General features: G+C 28.4%; 18 protein-coding genes and 1 pseudogene. 1 reads left to right on the top strand and 18 read right to left on the bottom strand.

What is annotated here, in order from left to right:
* Positions 1-207 precede the first annotated feature (207 nt).
* The 16 genes and pseudogenes from gpmI to AC4FQV_RS04215 all read right to left on the bottom strand — a co-directional run bounded on the left by gpmI (position 208) and on the right by AC4FQV_RS04215 (position 19,297).
* A complete protein-coding gene (gpmI, locus tag AC4FQV_RS04290; protein ID WP_491138585.1) occupies positions 208-1,746 on the bottom strand; it encodes a 2,3-bisphosphoglycerate-independent phosphoglycerate mutase in 1,539 nt (512 codons plus the stop codon).
* Between the two features lie 123 nt (positions 1,747-1,869).
* Positions 1,870-2,616 carry a triose-phosphate isomerase gene (gene tpiA, locus AC4FQV_RS04285; protein ID WP_491138586.1) on the bottom strand — a complete coding sequence of 249 codons (747 nt, stop codon included), beginning with the start codon at positions 2,614-2,616 and terminating at the stop codon, positions 1,870-1,872.
* 221 nt (positions 2,617-2,837) lie between these two features.
* Positions 2,838-4,031: a phosphoglycerate kinase gene (locus AC4FQV_RS04280; RefSeq protein ID WP_491138588.1), complete on the bottom strand. Its 1,194-nt coding sequence runs from the start codon at positions 4,029-4,031 to the stop codon at positions 2,838-2,840.
* A 141-nt stretch (positions 4,032-4,172) separates the two neighbouring features.
* Positions 4,173-5,171, bottom strand: a complete 999-nt coding sequence (gene gap, locus AC4FQV_RS04275; RefSeq protein WP_491138589.1) for a type I glyceraldehyde-3-phosphate dehydrogenase — start codon at positions 5,169-5,171, stop codon at positions 4,173-4,175.
* A gap of 90 nt (positions 5,172-5,261) precedes the next feature.
* Positions 5,262-6,296 carry a sugar-binding transcriptional regulator gene (locus AC4FQV_RS04270; protein ID WP_491139517.1) on the bottom strand — a complete coding sequence of 345 codons (1,035 nt, stop codon included), beginning with the start codon at positions 6,294-6,296 and terminating at the stop codon, positions 5,262-5,264.
* Between the two features lie 212 nt (positions 6,297-6,508).
* Complete coding sequence (rpoN, locus tag AC4FQV_RS04265; RefSeq protein ID WP_491138591.1) at positions 6,509-7,888, bottom strand: RNA polymerase factor sigma-54; 1,380 nt, start codon at positions 7,886-7,888, stop codon at positions 6,509-6,511.
* A 212-nt stretch (positions 7,889-8,100) separates the two neighbouring features.
* Entirely contained in the window at positions 8,101-8,868 is a 768-nt protein-coding gene (locus AC4FQV_RS04260) for a hypothetical protein (RefSeq protein WP_491164618.1), read from the bottom strand.
* A complete protein-coding gene (locus AC4FQV_RS04255; RefSeq protein ID WP_491138594.1) occupies positions 8,855-9,427 on the bottom strand; it encodes an ECF transporter S component in 573 nt (190 codons plus the stop codon). Before AC4FQV_RS04255 ends, AC4FQV_RS04260 begins: the two co-directional genes overlap by 14 nt.
* Positions 9,428-9,748: 321 nt before the next feature.
* Positions 9,749-10,708 (bottom strand): annotated as a pseudogene (locus AC4FQV_RS04250) (BMP family lipoprotein).
* Positions 10,709-10,928: 220 nt separating this feature from the next.
* Entirely contained in the window at positions 10,929-11,768 is an 840-nt protein-coding gene (locus AC4FQV_RS04245) for a DegV family protein (RefSeq protein WP_491164617.1), read from the bottom strand.
* 14 nt (positions 11,769-11,782) lie between these two features.
* Entirely contained in the window at positions 11,783-12,244 is a 462-nt protein-coding gene (locus tag AC4FQV_RS04240) for a tRNA (cytidine(34)-2'-O)-methyltransferase (RefSeq protein WP_491138598.1), read from the bottom strand.
* Between the two features lie 87 nt (positions 12,245-12,331).
* The gene (locus tag AC4FQV_RS04235; protein ID WP_491164614.1) at positions 12,332-13,162 is read right to left on the bottom strand and encodes a Cof-type HAD-IIB family hydrolase; all 831 of its coding nucleotides are present in this window, start codon (positions 13,160-13,162) and stop codon (positions 12,332-12,334) included.
* A 79-nt stretch (positions 13,163-13,241) separates the two neighbouring features.
* A complete protein-coding gene (locus AC4FQV_RS04230; protein WP_491138601.1) occupies positions 13,242-14,714 on the bottom strand; it encodes a VanW family protein in 1,473 nt (490 codons plus the stop codon).
* A gap of 168 nt (positions 14,715-14,882) precedes the next feature.
* Entirely contained in the window at positions 14,883-15,830 is a 948-nt protein-coding gene (locus AC4FQV_RS04225) for a glycoside hydrolase family 25 protein (protein ID WP_491138603.1), read from the bottom strand.
* Positions 15,831-15,911: 81 nt separating this feature from the next.
* On the bottom strand, positions 15,912-16,817 hold the full coding sequence (locus tag AC4FQV_RS04220; protein WP_491164613.1) for a D-alanine--D-alanine ligase: 906 nt from the start codon (positions 16,815-16,817) through the stop codon (positions 15,912-15,914).
* Between the two features lie 116 nt (positions 16,818-16,933).
* Complete coding sequence (locus AC4FQV_RS04215) at positions 16,934-19,297, bottom strand: sensor histidine kinase (protein ID WP_491138605.1); 2,364 nt, start codon at positions 19,295-19,297, stop codon at positions 16,934-16,936.
* A gap of 190 nt (positions 19,298-19,487) precedes the next feature.
* Here AC4FQV_RS04215 and AC4FQV_RS04210 point away from each other — a divergent pair, with 190 nt between their 5' ends.
* On the top strand, positions 19,488-20,351 hold the full coding sequence (locus tag AC4FQV_RS04210) for a DMT family transporter (protein ID WP_491138606.1): 864 nt from the start codon (positions 19,488-19,490) through the stop codon (positions 20,349-20,351).
* A gap of 30 nt (positions 20,352-20,381) precedes the next feature.
* On the opposite strand, the gene nth is transcribed toward AC4FQV_RS04210, so the two are convergent.
* Positions 20,382-21,011 carry an endonuclease III gene (gene nth / locus AC4FQV_RS04205; protein WP_491164611.1) on the bottom strand — a complete coding sequence of 210 codons (630 nt, stop codon included), beginning with the start codon at positions 21,009-21,011 and terminating at the stop codon, positions 20,382-20,384.
* 18 nt (positions 21,012-21,029) lie between these two features.
* The gene (locus AC4FQV_RS04200; protein WP_491138610.1) at positions 21,030-21,731 is read right to left on the bottom strand and encodes a lysophospholipid acyltransferase family protein; all 702 of its coding nucleotides are present in this window, start codon (positions 21,729-21,731) and stop codon (positions 21,030-21,032) included.
* Between the last annotated feature and the right edge of the window lie 7 nt (positions 21,732-21,738).

Raw genomic sequence — 21,738 nt, 5'->3', positions numbered from 1 at the left:
TTAACACTTTATTTATATATATTATACCTCTTTTTCTATTCCCTGTTAAATGTTTTCATAAAATATTCCAAAGTAGTACTTTATCAGGAGTTTAATTTTTACTTTTATATTTTATATATATATAAAAATTATTTTAATGATAATTTATTTTTAATATAAATAAAAAAGAAGATGCCTTCTAATTAGAAAACATCCTCTTTATATAAATTATTTATTTAAAAGACAAGTTCCTGTCATTTCTTTTGGTACTTCTAAGCCCATAACATTTAACATAGTTGGAGCTATATCAGCTAATTTTCCACCAGATTTTAATGATTTTCCTTCAGCTTCTTTTGATACCCATAAGAATGGTACAGGGTCTGAAGTATGAGCTGTCATTGGTTTACCAGTTGAGTAATCTATCATTACTTCTGCATTACCATGGTCAGCAGTTATGAATAAAGTACCATCTTTTTCTAATACTTTATCTGCAACCTTTCCTAAACATTCATCAACAGCTTCTATAGCCTTAACAGCTGCCTCTTGAACACCTGTGTGTCCTACCATATCTGGGTTAGCAAAGTTTAATATAATCATATCATATTTATCTTCATCTAATCTCTTTAATAATTCATCAGTTACTTCATAAGCACTCATCTCTGGCTTAAGATCATATGTAGCAACCTTTGGTGAAGCTATTAATGCTCTATCTTCATTAGGATTTGGTTGTTCAACTCCTCCATTAAAGAAGAAAGTTACATGAGCATACTTTTCAGTTTCAGCAATTCTTAATTGATTTAATCCTTTAGAAGCAACATATTCACCTAAAGTATTTGCATAACTTTCTGGTCTATATGCAACATCTACACCTTCTAAAGTCTTGTCGTATTGAGTCATACAAACAAAGTTTACATGTAATTGCTTTCTTTCAAAGCCTTTAAATTCAGGGTCTACAATAGCTCTAGTTATTTCTCTAGCTCTATCTGGTCTAAAGTTAAAGAATATTACTGAATCACCATCTTTAATTCTAGCAACTGGGTGTCCATCTTCCTCAATTACTGTAGGTAAAACAAACTCATCAGTTTTGTTATCATGGTAAGATTTTTCTATAGCTTCTATAGCTGAAGAAGCTTTTTCACCTTCTCCTAAAACCATAGCATTATAAGCTAATTGTACTCTTTCCCATCTGTTATCTCTATCCATTGCATAATATCTACCACTTATAGTAGCTATTTCACCAACACCAAGCTCTTTCATAAAGTTTTCTAATTCAACAATGAAATCTTTACCTGATGAAGGAGCAACATCTCTACCATCCATAAATGCATGAACATAAACTTTTTGAAGTCCTTTTTTCTTAGCTAACTCTAAAAGTCCTTTTAAGTGGTCTATGTGAGAGTGAACCCCTCCATTTGATAATAAGCCCATTAAGTGTAATGAAGTGTTGTTTTCCTTAGCTTCATCCATAGCCTTAACTAAAGCTTCATTTGTGAAGAAAGTTCCTTCTTTTATTTCTTTAGTTATTCTAGTTAACTCTTGGTATATTATTCTACCAGCACCTATATTTAAATGTCCAACTTCTGAGTTACCCATTTGTCCTTCAGGAAGTCCAACTTCTAAACCTGAAGCTTGTAATTCTGTATGTGGATATTTATTATATAATCTATCATAATTTGGCTTTTTAGCAGCTAATACTGCATTACCTTCTTTATTTGGAGAAATTCCAAATCCATCTAGTATCATTAACATTACAGGTTTTTTACTCATAATAACCCTCCAAAACTAAATTTCTATTTATACATTTATTATAATGTGTACCTAATTAAAAAACAATAGCAATAGACAATTGGTATTACTTGCCTATTGCTACTATTTAATTACTAATATTGATTAGTAGTTTACGATTTTAGCAAAGTCATCTGCAACTAAGCTAGCTCCACCAACTAAAGCACCATCTATGTCTGATTTAGCCATTTGCTCAGCTATTGTATTAGGCTTAACTGATCCACCGTATTGGATTCTTACTTTGTCTGCAACTTCTTTACCAAACATTTCAGCAACCATAGCTCTTATTGCAGCTATTGTTTCATTAGCTTGATCTGATGTAGCAGTTTTTCCAGTTCCAATAGCCCAGATTGGTTCGTAAGCTATAACAACTTTTTCAGCTTGCTCTTTAGTTAATCCATCTAAATCAGCAGTTATTTGAGCTTTTATAACTTCATTAGTAGTTCCATTTTCTCTTTGCTCTAAAGTTTCTCCACAGCAAAGGATTGGAGTTAAGTTATGCATGAAAGCAGCTTTAACTTTTTTATTGCAAGTTTCATCTGTTTCGTTGAAGTATTCTCTTCTTTCGCTATGTCCTATTATAACGTAATCTATGTTCATAGCTTCTAACATTCTTGGAGCTATTTCTCCTGTGAATGCTCCTTTTTCTTCAAAGTGCATGTTTTGTGCACCTACTTTTATGTTTGTTCCTTCAGTAGCTTTTTTAACAGCATCTAAACAAACAAAAGTTGGGCAAACAACAACTTCACATTTAGCATCTTTAACTAATGGCTTTAATTCTTCAACTAATTTTAAAGCCTCATCTATTGTATAGTGCATTTTCCAGTTTCCTGCGATTATTGGAGTTCTCATCTATATTCACCTCTATTAATATTTTAAATATTAAATAATACTATAAGGCTTTATACCTAAAATATTATTTCTCTAAAGAACTTAAAAAACTTAAAAGCTTTTAAAAGTCTTTAGCATAAGAGGGCTAAGTTTTAATGAAATTAATTTCATTAAACTTAGTCCTACCTTATAAAACAATAATCTTTATACTTCAATCTAATTTTTCTACTTTAAAACTTAAATTATTTATCGTTTAAAGCAGCTATTCCTGGTAATACTTTTCCTTCTAAGAATTCTAATGAAGCTCCACCACCAGTTGAGATGTGAGACATTTTATCACCAAAGCCTAAGATATTTACAGCAGCTGCTGAATCTCCACCACCTATTATAGTAGTAGCATTTGAATCAGCCATAGCTTTAGCAACAGCTATTGTTCCTTTGTTGAAGTTTTCAAATTCGAATACTCCCATTGGTCCGTTCCAAATAACTGTTTTAGCATCTTTTATAGCTTCAGCGTATATAGCTTCAGTTTTTGGTCCAATATCTAATCCCATGAATCCTTCAGGAATGTTTTGGTCCTCAGTAACTACAGCTTCAACATCTTTAAATTCTTTAGCTATTCTATGGTCTACAGGTAATAATAATTTAACCCCTTTGTCCTTAGCTTTAGCTAACATTTCTTTAGCGTATTCAACTTTATCTTCTTCTACTAATGAACTTCCTACTGTGTATCCTTGAGCTTTTAAGAATGTATAAGCCATTCCTCCACCTATTATTAAAGTATCAACTTTTTCTAAAAGGTTGTTTATAACATTTATTTTATCTGAAACTTTAGCTCCACCTAAGATAGCAACAAATGGTCTCTCAGGACTTTCTACAGCATCTCCTAAGAATTTAAGTTCTTTTTGAATTAAGTATCCACATACAGCTGGATTTAAGTACTCAGTTACTCCAACTGTTGAGCAGTGTGCTCTATGTGCAGTACCAAATGCATCATTAACAAACATATCAGCTAAGCTAGCTAATTCTTTTGAGAACTCTTCTCCATTTTTAGTTTCTTCTTTTCTGTATCTTGTATTTTGAAGTAAAACTACATCTCCATCTTTCATTTCAGCTACAGCTTTTTTAGCATTTTCACCAACAACATTGTCATCAGCTGCAAATACTACTTCTTTTCCAAGCATTTCGCTTAATCTCTTAGCTACAGGTGCTAATGAAAATTCTGGTTTTGGTTCTCCCTTTGGTTTACCCATATGTGAGCAAAGGATTACTTTAGCTCCATTGTCAACTAAATATTTAATAGTTGGCATAGCTCCATTTAATCTGTTTTCGTCAGTTATAACACCATCTTTTAATGGAACGTTAAAGTCACATCTAACTAAAACTTTTTTACCTTTTACTTGAACGTCTTCTATAGTCTTTTTATTGAAGTTCATTATATTCACCTCTTAAATAATATTTTATAATCACCTTTAATATAAAGAAAAATCATTTATATGTTAAAGTAGTCTGGCCTCATAGCTTTAACTATAAAACCAGACCCTTTATATAATCAGTCTAAATATTTAATTTTAAAATTACTTAGAAACTAAGCATTTTAAAGTTCTGATTAATTGGTTAGTGTATGAAGCTTCATTGTCATACCATGAAGCAACTTTAACTAATTGTTGTCCGTCAACTTCCATTATCTTAGTTTGAGTTGCATCGAATAATGATCCGAAGCTTATTCCGATAACGTCTGATGATACTATTGGATCTTCAGTGTATCCAAATGATTCGTTTGAAGCAGCTTTCATAGCAGCGTTTACTTCTTCAACTGTTACTTTTTTGTCTAAAGTACAAACTAACTCAGTTAATGAACCAGTTATTACAGGTACTCTTTGAGCGTTTCCGTCTAATTTACCAGCTAATTCTGGGATAACTAAACCGATAGCTTTAGCAGCTCCTGTTGAGTTTGGAACTATGTTAGCTGCAGCAGCTCTAGCTCTTCTTAAATCTCCTTTTTTGTGTGGAGCATCTAATGTATTTTGGTCATTAGTGTAAGCGTGGATTGTAGTCATGAAACCTTTGTTTAATCCGAAGTTATCATTTAAAGCTTTAGCCATTGGAGCTAAGCAGTTTGTTGTACATGAAGCACCTGAGATAACATCTTCGCTTCCATCTAATATGTTGTGGTTTACGTTGTAAACAACTGTTGGTAAGTCATTTCCAGCTGGAGCTGAGATAACAACCTTTTTAGCACCAGCAGTTAAGTGAGCTGAAGCTTTCTCTTTTGATGCGAAGAATCCAGTACACTCTAATACTACGTCTACCCCTAATTCTCCCCATGGTAATTCAGCAGGGTTGCTTTTTGCAGTTACTTTGATTTCTTTTCCGTTAACTACGAAAGCTCCTTCTTTAACTTCTATTTCACCATTGAATCTTCCTTGTGCTGAATCGTATTTGAATAAGTGTGCTAAAGTTTTAGCATCAGTTAAGTCGTTGATTGCTACAACCTCAAATTCTGGGTTGTCGATCATTAATCTTAATGCTAATCTTCCTATTCTTCCAAATCCGTTAATAGCTACTTTTACCATTATAAATACCTCCTAAAAGATGTTGTTTTTTATATATAAAATATTTAAAAATATTTTAAACAAAGTTATTTTTAGAGATTTAATATATTTTTATTCATCTCTACTTAAAAATTTTAAAATTTCCTCAGCTGCTCCCTCATCAGTTATAAGAACAGCATTTTTATTGCCATAAACTGTAGTTAAAATGGCTTCTGCCTTATTTCTTCCTCCAGCTACAGCTATGTGATTTTTTATTTGTCTTAAATCATTTATTGCAACCCCTAAAGTTGGCATTACATAAACGACTTCTGATTTATCATTAAAATAGCAACCTAAAGCTTCTCCTATAGCACCTAAATCTAAAAGTTTAATAACTTCTTCTTTAGGAACTCCTCTTTTGTTTGCCATTTTTTTAGCTTGACCTATACCATATATTAGCATATCTGCACTTTTAATATTTTGTATAAGTTCTTTCATGTCCTCTTGTTTCATTAAAGCATCCATAACTTCTTTGCTTATGTTATCTGGGACATGTAACATTTTATAGGTTCCATTTAACTTTTTAGCTAAATTTGCAGCTATTGTATTTGACTGCGTCTCAACCTTTTTACCCATACCACCTCGTGCAGGTACTACTAAGATATTTTTAAGATTTGCCATATCAGGTAACTCATCTATAACTTCTTTTACGGTAGTTCCTCCAGTTACAGCAATTGTATAGCCATCTTTAATGATATTCTTAGAATAATTTGCAGCGGCTTTTCCAAGCTCTTTTATGGTATTTTCATCCTCACTGCAGTCTCCTGGAACAACAATTACCCGTCTTATATGAAGCATATCACATAATTTCTTTTCAAGGCTAGATAGTCCCTTTATTTCATGTATAAATCCTTTTAAAGATTCTAGCATGAATTCTCCCTCTGGAGTTACAGACATGCCTGGAGTGTTTATTTCTATAAGGTTTTGAGATTTTAAAAAACCTATTTCTGTTCTTACAATTCTTTCACCTAAATTTAAATTGTTTGCCAAGGCTCTTCTTCCTATTGGCTGATTATAATAAATTGTTCTGATTATATTGTATCTTTTAACTAATAGTTCAACCATTTCAGGAACTATTATCTTTTGCAATTTTAAAATCTCTAGCAAACTTAACAACTCCTTTGGACATTCTAAGTCCCACTTGCTTCTCAAATGTCCCGCATGTTTATTATAAAACATATCAAGAAAAAATTAAAGGGTTTTTAGAAAATTTTTTCTTATTTTTTTAAAATATATAAAAAAATATAGGTAACTGCCTAAAAGCCTCTATATTTTTTCATTAAAATTTTTCCTAAAAATCAAGTTAAAATCCTAGGTAATTAAAATCTTTTTCTTTTACTAGAGGCTTTAATTCCTAACTCCTCTCTATACTTAGCTACAGTTCTTCTTGAAATTTTTATTTTTTCCTTTTCATTTAAAAAATCACTTATATCTTTGTCTGAAAGTGGTTTTTCTTTATTTTCCTTCTTTATTATTTCCTCTATTTTTAACTTTATATTTTCTGTAGACTCTTCTTCTTTTCCCTCTTTACCTTTTAAGGACTTTATGAATAAATCCTTTATTTTTATAGTTCCTAAAGCTGTTAAAATATATTTATCTCTTATAGCTCTTGAAACCGTAGACTCATGCATATCTAATTCTTTTGCAATATCTTTTAAAGTCATTGGCTTTAAATATTTTATACCCTTTTTAAAGTACTCCTCTTGTTTACTTAAAATACACTTTAAAACTTTATATAAGGTATTTTGCCTATTTTCTATACTTTTAATTAAAAATAAAGCACTATCTATTTTTTCTTTTACATATTCCTTTTCATAATTATTTTCTTTATCTTTATTTAATATTTCCTTGTAAATTGGATTTATAGATAATCTTGGAAGAGTATTCTCCTTCATTATTACAAAAAACTCTCCATCAATTTTTCTAATTTCTGCATCTGGAATTAAAAAGCCAACTTCTTCCCCTGTATAAAAACCTCTAGATGGTTTTGGCTCTAAAGATTTTATTATATCTCCATATCTTTGAGTCTCCTTTAAAGATATACCTAACTCCTTTGATATAACTTTATATCTATTATCGCCTAAGTCATCTAAATGATTATTTATAATTTCTTTTAGAAAAGAATTGTATAAACCTTTTCTTTTAAGCTGTATTTTTAAACATTCCTTTAAATTACGAGCTCCAATTCCTAAGGGCTCTAAATTTTGTAAAATCAAAAGTGCTTTTTCATATAATTCCTCAGAACAGCATAAATCTTCCATAACTTCTTCTTTCTTTATGTCTAAATATCCTTTTTCATCTAAGCATTCTACCATGTAATAGCATAGACTTCTTATGTAATCTTCTATAGGAAGTTCTAATAACTGCTCTTTTAAATAATCCTTTAAGGATTTTTTATTGCTTATAAAGGTAAAGGGTGATATTTCATCCTCATTATACTCTCCATAACTTTGAGAACCATAGTTATCTGACTCTAAATATTTTATTAACTCCTTATATTCTATTCTATCTTTTTCTTCTTTTCCCTCTTTTATATTCTCATAATTTGCTTCTAAAAGAGGATTTTCTAAAAACTCCTTTTCAATATACTCCCTTAATTCATAGGTTGGCATTTGCAAAATTCTTATTGAAAGTTGCATATTTTGAGTCATAATTAGCTTTTGTGCTTGAGTTAAGTTTAAATTAAAATCCATTAACATATGTATATCACCTAAAATATATAGTTATAATTTATTTGTCTTTTATATTTTAACCTTTCTTTTTTAATTATCTACTAAATAAATTTATTTTTCAATAATTTAAAAATCTTGCTAAAATAAAAAAGGACCTTTAAAAAGATCCTTTCCTTATGAAAAATTAAAAATATTTTAAATTTAATTCCTTCTTTTAAAGATAGCTATAACTCTAATATTTAAACTATATTTCCTATTTTCTTTATGGGAACATTTATGTCCCTTTTTAAAGAATCAAAAGAACTTTCTTCTAAAATAAATAATAAAGCTGTAGAAGGTCCTGCAGATTTATTTAAAAAATCTCCCTTAGCTTTTATATCTATTTTTATAAAATTACTTTTTTCTAATTCTCTTATTTCATGAAGAATTCCCTTTGAGCCAATTGGTAATATATCTTTTACAGCCTTATTCTTCATTAATAATTTAAGTTCTTTAAAGGTTGCAATTTCTCCTAAATCATTTTCTATATCTTCAATAACTTCTTGTCCAACCTTCGGCAATCCTAAAAGACATATTAAATCTCCTTCTTTAAAAGAACTTTCCCTGTTTTCTATTTTTTCTCCTATTACTGTAAGACCTAAGAAGGTTTCATAGGTTTTAAAGTTATCCTCTGTACTTCCTGTTATACATTCTTCTAGTTTAAATTCATCTAAGAAAAATTTTTCATCATTATATTCTTTTATAGCTTTATTTATACCCTTTATTATCTTTTCTCCTCCATTTTCCATAGACATTCCTAAGTTATTTATTATAACTAAAGGTTTTGCTCTAAAGGATAAAAGTTCAAAAAGGCATACTCTAGAAGAAAAGTATGAAACTATTTCATTTTTAGCTTTTACAAAATCTCCTTCACACTCTCCTATACCACCACAGCTATCACAAGCTATTACTAAGGTATTTTCTTTATTTTTTAGTAAAGTTAAATCTCTAAACTTAGATATTTGCATTTTTTAATCCTTTGCTAACTATAAAGGCTATAACTATATTAACTAAACTTGCTAAAGTAAGTGGTAATCCTAAAAGTTTTAAAAAATCTAAAGGGGCAACTCCTCCTAAGAAATAATGAATAAATTCCCCAGTTATAAGAGTAAATACTACTCCATTTAAAAGAGTACCAATAATCCCTGCTAAGATAACTTTTCCCTTATTAAAGATAAAAGATGTTATATAAACAACTATAAACATTTCTATAGCTATTAAAATATGTACTGGTAAACTTAAAGGAAAACCTGTTCTTAAAGCTACAAATAAATGAGCTAAAATACCTATTATTCCTCCAACCACAGGTGATATTATTATCCCTCCAACAAAAGCTGGCATAGAATCTAAAGCTATACTAGAGAATATAGGAAAATTTGCTAATATAACACTTATTGCTATAAGCATAGCAGAAAAACATAAACTTTTAAGGTCTAGTCTTTTTTTCTCCTTTGTAAAAATCATTGTTTTTTCTTTTTCGAATTTCTTTTTACTAGAATTAACAGATTTGTCTTTAGTAAAATTCATAGGTCTTTTCCCTCCTAAATAAAATTTCTTCCTAATTTAATTTTAAAAATTTATTTAATATTCTTTTAATCTCTTTTATTAATAAGCTTTTTAAAATTAAATTTAAATATTTTAGAAAATAAAATTTAACTTCTTTTTAAATTTAATACTTAGATAAAATAAAAAAACTGGCATAGACTTTTAACCATACCAGTTAAAAAGATTTCTCTTTTATTTTATTAAAGGTATAAAATTTATTTTTAAAAGTTTAAGCTTTTATTTTCACTTTATAATTGCACAATTTTCTGTCTTTTGTCAACCTTATTGTTAATATTTATTTAACTAAATTTTAAAATTTTCAACTTCATCTAAGCTACTAGGTATATTAATTCTTCCCTTTATAATATCTTCTTTATATTTATTAAGCTTAATTAAAGTTTCCTCTTTAATTAAAGAAGTATTTATTTTACCAATTTCAATTCCTTTATCTCTTATGCCAAGTTCCATTTGATTTTTAGGTCCTGCTTTAAAATCACTATTTATAATCTCCTTTGCACTTTTATAAAGAGCAACATCTAAGTTTTTTATAGTAGAGGTTAAAATAAAATCACTATACTCTGGAAATTTTTTTGCCCAATCAATATCAGAACCTATAGCATACTTCCCTTTATCTTTAGCTACTTTAAAAAGCCCTTTTCCCCCTTCTCCTGCTACCTCAAATATTATATCTGCTCCCTTATCATATATATTTTTTGAAAGAAGCATACCCTTATTTTCATCTTTAAAATCCCCAATATATTCTATTAAATTTTCTTCTATTATATTTTTATAAGCTTCTTTATTTGAAAGCTTTATTCCTGATAAATAACCAGATAAAAAGTCTTCCATTAATTCATTATTAGTAGCTCCTAGAAAACCAACCTTATTTGTTTTAGTTGTTTATCCTGCAATTATCCCCATTAAAAAAGCTCCCTCTTCATTTTTAAAATCTATAGATTTAACATTTGGAAGATTAGATATTGTATCAATTATGGCAAAATTTTTCTCTGGATAATCCTTAGCTACCTTATTTAAACTATTTAAAAATTTAAAGGAGGAAGCAAAGGTTAAATCATTATTTTTTGCAGCCTCTCTTAATTTTTTCTCATTATCTTTTGAAGAAATAGTATCAAAAATTTCAATTTTTGCCCCATATTCCTTTTTTATTTTCTCTAAGCCTTCCATAGCTAAATCCACAAAGTAATTATCTTCCTTAGAAAAATCATCTCTTACTAAGGCAAAATTATACTTTTTCTTCTCCATAAAGCTTATTCTTTTTAATTTTATTCCTTCTTCCCTAGAACAACCTAAAACCATAGAAGAAAGAATTAAAACAAAGAAAATACCTTTTAAAAATTTCTTAAAATTCATTTCACCCTCTCCTTTTTTTCTTAATAAAACTTATTATTTTCTTTTAAAATAAAATTTATGTAAGAAAAAAGTATAAAAAAAGAAGCTCAATATTTTTGAGCTTCTTTTTATTTTAATAGTCCTCTACATAAAATAATCCAATTACCTTAGGTCCTGAATGAATAGCTACAGAACACCCTAAGGAAAGTTTTATATATTCAATATTATTGCTTTCTAAATATTCCTTTATAGGTATATAAATATCCTCATTTTCAAGTTCAACTAAAACTATAGGCTCTCCAGTTTTTTTAGCTATTGAATCAAACTGTTCAATCATTGCCTTAACCATCTTTTTAGTTCCTCTTATCTTACCTTGAACATTCATCTCGCCTTCTAAAATATTAAGCATAAGTTTTATACCTAAAGCATTTACAAATAAGGCTTTTCCCTTTGAAAGTCTTCCTCCTCTTACTAGGTTATCTAAACTTTCAAAAGCTATAGTACTTTTAATATGATTTCTATATTCTAAAATTTCCTCTTCTAGTTCTTCTAAAGTTATTCCTTCTTCTATTAATCTAGCTGCTTTTAATACAATTAATCCAAGACCAACAGTTACACTTTTTGAATCTATTACGACTATATTATCACTTTCTAATTCCATCTTAGCTAAACATGCTGATTGATAAGTTCCACTCATCTTAGATGAGATGTGTATAGATATAACCTTATACCCCTTTTCTAAGTAGCTTTTATACTTTTCTATAAATCTATTTGGAACTATCTGTGCTGTAGTTGGAAGAGCATTTTCAGCTTCTATTCTATCCATCATAGCATCTACTTTTATCTCAACACCATCTAAATAGCTCTCTTCTCCAAAGTTTATTAACATAGGCATTACATCTATGTCATACTTTTCTATAATCTCCTTAGATAAGTCGCAAGTACTATCTGTTATGATCTTTATTTTATCCAAAATATATTTCCCCCTTATTTCATGTTTGGAAATCCAATTTGTCTTAAAGCTTCATAAGCTATAATAGCTACTGTGTTTGATAAATTCAAACTTCTAGTAGTTGTATTTATCATTGGTACCTTTATTCCATGGTGAGCATTATGAACCTCTTCTGGAACTCCAGCGGATTCTCTTCCAAACATTATAAAAGCTCCCTCCTCATATTTTACTTCATCATAATGGTCCTTTGCATGAGTTGTAGATAAATAAATTTTCTTATCCCCATACTTTTTCATAAAGTCTTCATAGCTTTCATGAATTTCAAGGTCTAATTGACTCCAATAATCCAATCCTGCTCTTTTTAAATGTTTATCATCTATAACAAAGCCCATAGGTTTTATTATGTGAAGCTTTGAATTTGTTAAAACACAAGTTCTTGCAATATTTCCAGTGTTTTGTGGTATTTCTGGTTGATATAATACTATATTAAGATTCACCTTTGTCCCTCCAAATAAATGTAAAAAAACAATTTTTTTAACTTAAGTCATAAGTATATGATATTATCTAATTAATTAAAATGCAAGTTATTCATTTTTTAATATAAACTTATTTATAACTTTAGAAACTCCATTTTTATCATTACTAAAGGTTATATAATCTGCTTTTTCCTTTAAAATATCTATAGAATTTCCCATAGCAACACCTAAACCTGCATACTCAATCATAGATATATCATTTTCATTATCTCCTATACATATTATTTCTTCTCTTTCTATTTTATATTTTTTAGCTAAAGCCTTAACAGCTCTCCCTTTATTAACTCCTTTATTATTAATTTCTAAGGCATACTTCCCTGATTTGCAAACTTCATAAATATTTTCTTTTAGAAGTTCTTCCTTTATTTTTTTAAGTTTTTTCTTGTTTAAATCTATTATTATACACTTTCCAATACTATTATCCTTAAAAACCTTCTCCCACTTTTCTTTTGTATTTACATAAAAATTCTCAATTCTATGCTCTTTTTTAATATTTTTATTTAAAATAACATTACATAAACACTTTCTAAAGTTAGAAGGCCAATAAACCTTATCCTTTGAATGAAAACTTGGAACTCCTTTATAAACTTTACAAATATTAATTATTTTAAAGCATTGAGTTTTATTTAATAAATTTTTGCTTATTACAGTTTTCTTATCCTCATCAATTATCCAAGCTCCATTATTAGCTATAACTGCACAATTTACTCCTAAGAATTCTGAAAAATAAATAGCATTTTTAAGATTTCTTCCTGTGCATATTATTATATGTACACCTTTTTCATAAGCCTTTTTTAAAGCCTGTCTATTTTCTTGTGAAATAGATTTTTTAGAATTTAATAAAGTTCCATCCATATCAACACAGACCATTTTATACATAGTAAATTCTCCTCCTATAAAAAAAGAGAAGGTTAATTAAAACCTTCCCCTTAAAATATTATTATACATTTTTTAAATTTTAGTTATTAGGCTTAGGGTTATTATTTTGTCCCTCTGCATTTTGACTTTCTTGTTTTGGAGCTTCTGCCTGTCTACTTTCTCCTCTTTTTGTACCAACCTTTATGATTTCATCCTTTTGTTTATAAACATCATGACCTATTAATTTCTTATCTATTTCTTTTCCATTTTGATAAGTAACTAAATATCCTGTAGATTTATATCCTGTAACTGGATTTTGCTCTACAACTCTTTCCCCTGCTGGTAAATTTGGGTCCTCAATAGTTTGAACTGATGGTTTTAAAGTTTCATTTACAACAGTTTGTAATTCATAAGTTTTTCCATCCATTCCTTCTACATTTCCATAAATGTTAAATGTAACATGTTTGTCGCTTGTATACCCTTGTATATATATAGGAAAATCATAAGGATTTTTAAATTGATAGTCTAAAGAACCCCAAGATACTGTAGCATCTTCACTTGGTCCTGAATAAGTAGTTGTCATACTGTGATTATGTCTCTCTGTTGGCATTATACCTGCTTTTAATACAGCTCTATATAAAGTTGTTGAAACTTGACATATGCCTCCACCTGTAACCATAACAACCTTATTTCCTATATAAGCTGCTCCATCTTTATATCCCTTATCTGTAGTTCTCTCTCCTAAGGTATCATTATAGCTAAAAGTGTCTCCTGGCATTAAGATTGTACCATTAACTGCCTTTGCTGCAATCTCTACATTAGCACTTCTATCTGAATTTGAACTTGCATAACTTGTTGTAAAACTTCCTATAACTCCATCTATTTTTGATAGCATATCCTTAGTTATTTTAGGTTTTGTAACATCTACAGGAACTTCTACAAGCTCTGTTCCCTTTGGATCGCCATTTATAGCATCCTTAACTAAAGAAACCATCTTATCCTGTTCTATAACTCGTCCATCTTGTCCTGCAACAACACTTATGTTGCCTCCATCTATACTTATTGTAGCATTTTTAGCTGGTTGATTAACCATATCTGAAAGTTGTTTTTCATAACTTCCTAATTTTGATTCATCATACTTAAAGTCTAAATTTAATTCTTTTTTATCTTTTCCTTTTATTAATTTATTTTTTTCAAAAAGATTTAAATCTTTTCCATAATTTAAAGCTTCTTCTACAGTTTCTTCTATATTATACTGTGGTGACAAATCAGAGTATTTTATATCAATACTTTTATCTGCAGCTTGAACCTTAATGCTCTTGCTTTCTAAAGGTACTTTAACTTCTTCATCTAAAGTTTTAACAGCCTCATCTTTTGTCATTCCCGATAAATTTATATTTTCAACATATACATTTGGATAAATTTTATTATTCCATGCATCAACTTTCTTTTGAATACTAAATATATACGCAAAAACAGCTATTGCAATAATTGCTAAAATAGCAACTAAAATTATTACTATTTTTTTATTTCTTCCTTTGACTGTGCTTGGATTTTCCTTGTTTTCTTTCACCTTTATACTCCTCTCTAAACCTTATAAAAAAAACTATAATCTAAAATTTGCTAAAAATCATTACAATATAATAACATTTATTATTATAACAAATTTTTTATACTTTTTGGAATAAAATTAAATAGAGCTAAAAAACTTTAACTCTATTTACTCTAAAAACATACCATTTTAAATGTTATCTAAAAAGTATTCACTTCTCTCCTTTGAAAAATCTCCTGCAATATCAAAAGCTTCTATGGACACCTTTATAACTTTTCCTAGAGGTAAGTTAAATCTATTTTTATCAATTACAATCTTTGTTGCTTTTCTTGGTAAAGTTCCTGCATAATTATCATTTATAAAAACATTATAGCCATTTAAATCTATTTCTCTATTAGGATACCAAGATACATATATTTTATTTCCTACCATATAAGCCTTAAGCCCTGTTACAGAATTTGGTGGCTTTAGGCTATCTATACTATTTGGCCCCCAATTTAAATCAACTAAATTTCCAACTCCATCTAACTTACCCTCTTCTGTGTATTGCCACATTGTCCATCTTCTCCATCCTCCTATATTAGGTGGAATTTTAGGATTTGAAGGTATTTTTGTGTACATAGCAAGCCATAAAGGCATATCGCTTAGAGGATATTTTCCCTCTACTTTAAAATCATCATATAAAGCTATGAAAAACAATCCTGTATATAACATTAATCTTCTTCTTGTTTTTTCTTCAAATCTGTATCTAAAGGTATCTATCCATTTTACAAGCTCACTAGTACTTAAGCTTCTATCAACTGGTACTTCAACATCTATTACAGGAAATAAGTCCCCATAATCTAAAGGACCAAAGGCCTCTTGTAAAATTTCAATAAATTTATCTGCTTGTAACTTAGCACTTTCTAAATCCTTAGAAGGCTTTCCAAAATGATAGGCACCACAAGGTATGCCTAATCTTCTACATTCCTTTGCAAAAAATAAAAATTTCCTATCAACTCTAAACTTTCCACTTCCAGAACCAGAAGCTCTTAAATATACAAAATCTGAATTTTTAGAAAGAGTTAAAAAGTCAACATCTTTACTAAATTCATTTAAATCTGGTCCAAAAGTACTTAATGGATTTCTATCTTGCATTAATACTCTCCAAAAAATATTATTACTATATAAAATATAATTTTTTTTAGAAAGTTGTTACTAAACTATATGTTAATTATTTTATTCTCTATTAACTTTTAAAGATTTTTCTATTATTGTATCTAAAAGTTTTTTAAAACTCATGTTTATACCAGCTGCACTTTTTGGGAATAAGCTATTTTTTGTCATTCCTGGTAATGTATTCACTTCTAATACATATGGTATATTATCCTTTACTAACATATCAACTCTAGCATAAACATCACACTTTAATAGTTTATAAGTTTCTAAAGCCATTTTTTCTACTTCCTTGTGAAGCTCATCATTTAGATTAACTATAAATTCATCTGCTCCACCATCTTCATATTTTGAAGCTATATCAAAGAACTTACCCTTTGGTTTTATAGCTAAAACTGGTAACATTTTTCCATCAATTATAGGACAAGTTATCTCGTCTCCCTTAATATACTCTTCAATCATAACTTCTTCATCATATTTTAAAGCTTCTAAAACAGCATCCTTAACTCCTTCTTTAGATTCAACTAAAGTTGTAGCAACTGAAGACCCTCCATTATTAGGTTTTATAAAGACAGGATATCCTAAAGCCTCTATCTTTTCATAATCTACTTCCTCTAAAGATGAAACCATTAACCACTTTGCTGTTCTAACATTTCCAAAGGCTAAGATTCTTTTTGTCATATCTTTATCCATACATATAGCACTACTTAAAGGACCACAGCCTGAAAAAGGTATACCTAAAGTTTTTAAAACAGCTTGAACAGTTCCATCCTCACCAAATTTACCATGTAAGGCTAAAAGTGCAAAGTCTATTCCACGAACCTTTTCTATTAAATCTTCCTTCTTATTTAAGACTATAGGAATAGCCTCATATTTATCTTTATCTAAAGCATCAACTACAGAATTACCACTTTGAATTGATATCTCTCTTTCTGAGGAAATGCCTCCCATTATTACTCCAACTTTCATATTTTTACCTCCAAATAGAAATAATTAAGGACTTGTCTTTTATAAACAAACCTTTAATATTATATCACTATATTTTTAAAATATAAAGTTAATGAAAATATTTTACTTTTTAAAAGCTAATATATATCATAAATATCTGCAAATTCTATAGATATCTTTTCAACCCCTCTTTTATACTCTAAATTACTTGTTTCCTTTTCTTCTTCTTCCATTCTAATGTTAGGCAATAATACAGAAAACTCACTTCCCTTTTTACTACTTTCTCTTAAAAAGACCTTTCCACCATGTAACTCAACTAAGGATTTTACTAGAGAAAGTCCTATGCCACTTCCCTCTTTATTTCTATTTAAGGATTTATCATTTTGTATAAATCTTTCAAAAATAAACTCTTTCATATGACTTGGAATTCCAATTCCACTATCTTTAATCCTTATATCAACCCACTTTTCATCTGTAAATATATTAACTTCAATTTTTCCTCCAGCTTCAGTAAACTTTATTGAATTAGATAATAAGTTTAAAAGTATTCTCTCTATTTTATCAGGGTCGCAAGCAATCTCAAGTTCTTCACAATCTGTATCAAAAATTATCTCTATATTTTTAGCTTCTAAATAAGGTATTATAGATAAACTTATATCCTCTGTTAACTTTATAATGTCACAATTTACAAAATTCATCTTTATAAAACCAGCATCAATCTTAGTTATATCTATAAGATTATTTACAAGCCTTAGCATTCTAAAACAGTTTTGCTTTAAAGTTTTTTCATACTTATCATAAACTACTTCAAAATTTTCTCCATTATTTTTACTATTATTTAAAAGTTGTATGCAAGAATAAATTATATTTATAGGAGTTCTAAGCTCATGAGATAAATTTGCAAAAAACTCTCCTCTTATTCTGTCGTACTGCTTTATCTCCTTAAATTTATTTTTTAAAACTTCTATTTCTCTAACATCTTGTATATTTCTAGCAACTCTTACCCATCCTAAGGTATTGTTTCTATTATCCGTAATTCTACTAGATATAGATTCTAATTCAACCATTCCACTCTTAGCTCTTACCTTATCTATTGTAAGTATTTTATCCTCACTAAAATACTTATTATCTATAATGTTTAAATTAGATTCTACAAGAAGTAAATCATAATATGTTTTCCCTAATAACTCCTCCTCCTTATAGCCTAAAACCTCTGTAACTGCCTTATTTACATAGCTTATTTTTCCAAAGTTATCTATTGTAAAAATAAGGTCTTTTATATTCTCTGTAACTCCTCTTAACCTTTGTTCTTCTAACCTTAATTTTTTCTCCATAATATATTCTTCAGTAATATCATTTATTCTAAGAACATAATATAAGTTTTCTCCCTTTTCTATCTTTTGAACATTTATATCTAGAACTTCTTCTCCCTCATTAAGCTTTGCAACACCATTCCACTCTTTAGATTTTCTAAGTATGCTCTCAATACTTAAAATATTTTTTTCATATAAAAAGCCCTTAATTTTAAATTCTAAATCTTTATAAGCCTTATCTCTAGATATTTCCTCTTTAATTCTCTTATTTCTACACTTTTCATTTGCATATATAACCTTTAATCCATTGCTTAGAAGTATAACCTCGCTATTACAATCAAATTCTATTAAATTAAAAAATACACTTAATTCTTCTTGAACAAAATCCTTCTTTTTTATAATCTGTAAAGAATCAAAAAACATACCAAAAACAAATATAATAATAGATATAAAGTTAAAAAATACTATATTTAGTTTTATAAGTTGGTTTCCTGTAAAAATTAAAGATATTCCATAAATTAATTTTAATAACATAACAGAGGAACTTACCATAATCACTAAGTAATATATTTCCTTTGTTTTAAATACTTTTATTAAACAAATTATTATACTTGAAGTATAAACAAAAAATATTATAACTAAAGTAAAATTATATAAAAGACTATAATTATAAGTTCCTAGCCCATAATTAAGATTTAACCATTGTAATAAAATCGTTATCAAAATTACAGAAAGCAATACAGTCTTTTTATACTTATCTATAAAGGAATCAAACTTTTCGATGCAAGAAAGTGCTAATAAAAGAAGAACTCCTCTAAATAAGAAACTAAATAAATTCAAATCATAAAGCTGACTATCTATTAAACCGCCCGTAAAAATTATAAATATCATCTTAGTTATAAAACTTACATAAACTAAGGATATACCAAAAAATTCTTTTCTTTTAAGTCCCTTATAATATAAAAAGCATATAGCTAAAATCATAACACAAAGAATAACCTGTGTTATTACTATAATCTCCTCTGCACCATAAACAGTATTTCCTCCCTTAAAGGTATTTTTATTTAAACAATAAATAATCCCTAATACCTTTAAGAAGAATAAAGTAAGAATTATTATAGTAATTATGACAATTCGTTTTAATGTTTTTTCTTTAACATCTAAATTATTAAAAAGCCCATTTAACATATATAAACTTTCCCCATTCTTAAATCATAATGATAATTACATTATATATTAAAAGAAAAAAAATAAACCTTTTTTGCAAAAATTTATTCATTTCTTCATAAAATTACTATATATTATTAATGTTGACCTAATTATTTTTAAGAAATAAAATGTTATTATAAAAATTTTAACAATTTAATAGGAGGATTTAATGAATAATAAAACAAAAGGGATAATTTTAATAACCATATCTGCCTTTAGCTTTGCACTTATGAGTACCTTTGTAAAATTATCTGGTGATTTACCGTCTATAGAAAAAAGCTTTTTTAGAAATTTAGTTAGTTGTATTGTGGCCTTTTATTTAGTAAGAAAAGATAAAGCATTACTTTTTGGCCATAAAGAAAATAGGCTTGCACTACTTGGCCGTTCCGCCTTAGGAACTTTAGGAATATGGGCTAACTATTATGCAATTGATAGATTAATACTATCAGATGCTACAATTCTTAATAAATTAAGTCCATTTTTTGTTATTATATTTTCATATTTATTTTTAAAGGAAAAACTAAAACCTATTCATATAATATGTCTTTTAGTTGCTTTCTCTGGGGTATTATTTATAGTAAGACCTAGTGGAAGTTTAGCAGGTAATTTTATTCCTTCTATAATAGGACTATGCTCTGCAGCCTTTGCTGGTGGTGCTTATACCTTTGTTAGATATTTAGGTGGGAAAGAAAAGGGAGCTACTATTGTGTTTTTCTTCTCCTTTTTCTCAATAGTTACAACTTTCCCTATTATGCTATTTCAATTTAAAATGTTTACCTTAAAGGAATTTTTATTTTTAATCCTTGCAGGTGTTGCTGCCTCTTGTGCTCAATTTGCTTTAACAGCAGCTTATAAATACGCTCCTGCTAGAGATATTTCAATTTATGACTATACACAGGTTATCTTTACAGGTTTAATAGGCTTTGTTCTTTTTGGAGACATTCCTAGTAGCATATCCTTAATAGGTTATGGATTAATTTTATTATCATCTTTTTGTATATTTTTATATAACAAAAAAGAATCTAGTAAATAAATAAAAAGCTACACTCTTTTGTGTAGCTTTTTATTTATTATTTTTAAAATAATCACAGTATTCATTTATCTTACATATATCACATTTAGGTTTTCTAGCTATACAACATCTTCTTCCATGAAAAATTAAAAGATGATGGGTTAAAGACCATTCTTTTTTAGGCAACTCCTTTTGAAGTTGTTTTTCAGTTTCAAGCACATTATCTGCATGAGCTAAACCTATTCTATTTGAAACTCTAAAAACATGAGTATCTACAGCAATAGATGGAACATTAAAAGCATTTGATAATACTACATTTGCAGTCTTTCTTCCTGCCCCTGCTAGAGAAGTTATTCCTTCCATAGTTTTTGGAACTTCCCCATTAAAATTTTCCTTAAGCTGCCTAGCCATCATAATTAAATTTTTAGCCTTATTTCTATAAAGACCTATTTGCTTTATTCTCTCTTCTAACTCCTCTTGAGTTATCTTTAAAAAGGAATCTACATCTGGATAGTCTTTAAAAAGTCCCTTAGTAACCTCATTTACCTTCTTATCAGTAGTTTGAGCTGATAAAATTGTTGCAACTAAAAGTTGAAAAGGAGTTTCATAATTTAATTCGCACTTAGCATCTGGATACTCTTTTTTTAAAATTTCTAAAACCTCTTTAGTTCTCTTTTTCATAGCATATCCCCCTAGTTTTTATTTATACACACCTCTATATTCCTCTGGTAAAAGTTTTGCTATACTTTTCATAAGATAAGTTAAAGCTCTTTCTTCATATTCATGTTTTCCTTCATCCTTTTCTTTTTTAGGAAGTTCTATAGGATTTCCAAACTTTATATTAACCTTTGCATGATGAAACTTCTCAGCTCCCATATTTTTATCATTAATTGGCATAAGCTTTTCTGTTCCTGTCATTCCAAAAGGTACTATCTTTGCCTTTGTAAGTCTTGCTATAAGTATAATTCCTTTTTTACCTTCTATCATTTTTGCATTTCTACTTCTTGTGCCTTCAGGGAAAATTACTATATTTTCTCCTCCCTTAACAGCCTTTACAATTTTACTTAAAGATTCTCTATCTGCAGAGTTTGGTTTTATTTCTATATTCTTAACTAGTCTTGTGCCTATATTAGTTAAGGCTTTATCATTTAATTTTACACCAGCTATAAAATATGGATCAAAGGGCTTTTGTAAAACCTTATCTAAAACTAATCCATCTGCATTACTTAAATGGTTACCTATAAATATAAAAGGACCCTCCTCTTTTTTTATTTCATCAAGTCCATAAACATTAAGGTCAGCATATTTATTTAAACATCCACCGATTAAATTTCCTGCTACTGGTTTAAAAATACTGTCTGGTAATTTAACTAATACATTAGCTACTATACGACTAAACATAACTTTA

The sequence above is a fragment of the Clostridium sp. TJA038 genome (assembly GCF_058310255.1).
This window is presented reverse-complemented; position numbering and strand designations above follow the sequence as displayed.

What these genes read in the sequence shown, in the direction of transcription:
- gap (WP_491138589.1), bottom strand. Translation starts at nt 5,171, where the DNA reads ATGGTAAAAGTAGCTATTAACGGATTTGGAAGAATAGGAAGATTAGCA.
- AC4FQV_RS04235 (WP_491164614.1), bottom strand. Translation starts at nt 13,162, where the DNA reads ATGTATAAAATGGTCTGTGTTGATATGGATGGAACTTTATTAAATTCT.
- AC4FQV_RS04280 (WP_491138588.1), bottom strand. Translation starts at nt 4,031, where the DNA reads ATGAACTTCAATAAAAAGACTATAGAAGACGTTCAAGTAAAAGGTAAA.
- AC4FQV_RS04255 (WP_491138594.1), bottom strand. Translation starts at nt 9,427, where the DNA reads ATGAATTTTACTAAAGACAAATCTGTTAATTCTAGTAAAAAGAAATTC.
- AC4FQV_RS04210 (WP_491138606.1), top strand. Translation starts at nt 19,488, where the DNA reads ATGAATAATAAAACAAAAGGGATAATTTTAATAACCATATCTGCCTTT.
- AC4FQV_RS04260 (WP_491164618.1), bottom strand. Translation starts at nt 8,868, where the DNA reads ATGCAAATATCTAAGTTTAGAGATTTAACTTTACTAAAAAATAAAGAA.
- tpiA (WP_491138586.1), bottom strand. Translation starts at nt 2,616, where the DNA reads ATGAGAACTCCAATAATCGCAGGAAACTGGAAAATGCACTATACAATA.
- AC4FQV_RS04200 (WP_491138610.1), bottom strand. Translation starts at nt 21,731, where the DNA reads ATGTTTAGTCGTATAGTAGCTAATGTATTAGTTAAATTACCAGACAGT.
- rpoN (WP_491138591.1), bottom strand. Translation starts at nt 7,888, where the DNA reads ATGTTAATGGATTTTAATTTAAACTTAACTCAAGCACAAAAGCTAATT.
- AC4FQV_RS04215 (WP_491138605.1), bottom strand. Translation starts at nt 19,297, where the DNA reads ATGTTAAATGGGCTTTTTAATAATTTAGATGTTAAAGAAAAAACATTA.
- gpmI (WP_491138585.1), bottom strand. Translation starts at nt 1,746, where the DNA reads ATGAGTAAAAAACCTGTAATGTTAATGATACTAGATGGATTTGGAATT.
- AC4FQV_RS04225 (WP_491138603.1), bottom strand. Translation starts at nt 15,830, where the DNA reads ATGCAAGATAGAAATCCATTAAGTACTTTTGGACCAGATTTAAATGAA.
- nth (WP_491164611.1), bottom strand. Translation starts at nt 21,011, where the DNA reads ATGAAAAAGAGAACTAAAGAGGTTTTAGAAATTTTAAAAAAAGAGTAT.
- AC4FQV_RS04220 (WP_491164613.1), bottom strand. Translation starts at nt 16,817, where the DNA reads ATGAAAGTTGGAGTAATAATGGGAGGCATTTCCTCAGAAAGAGAGATA.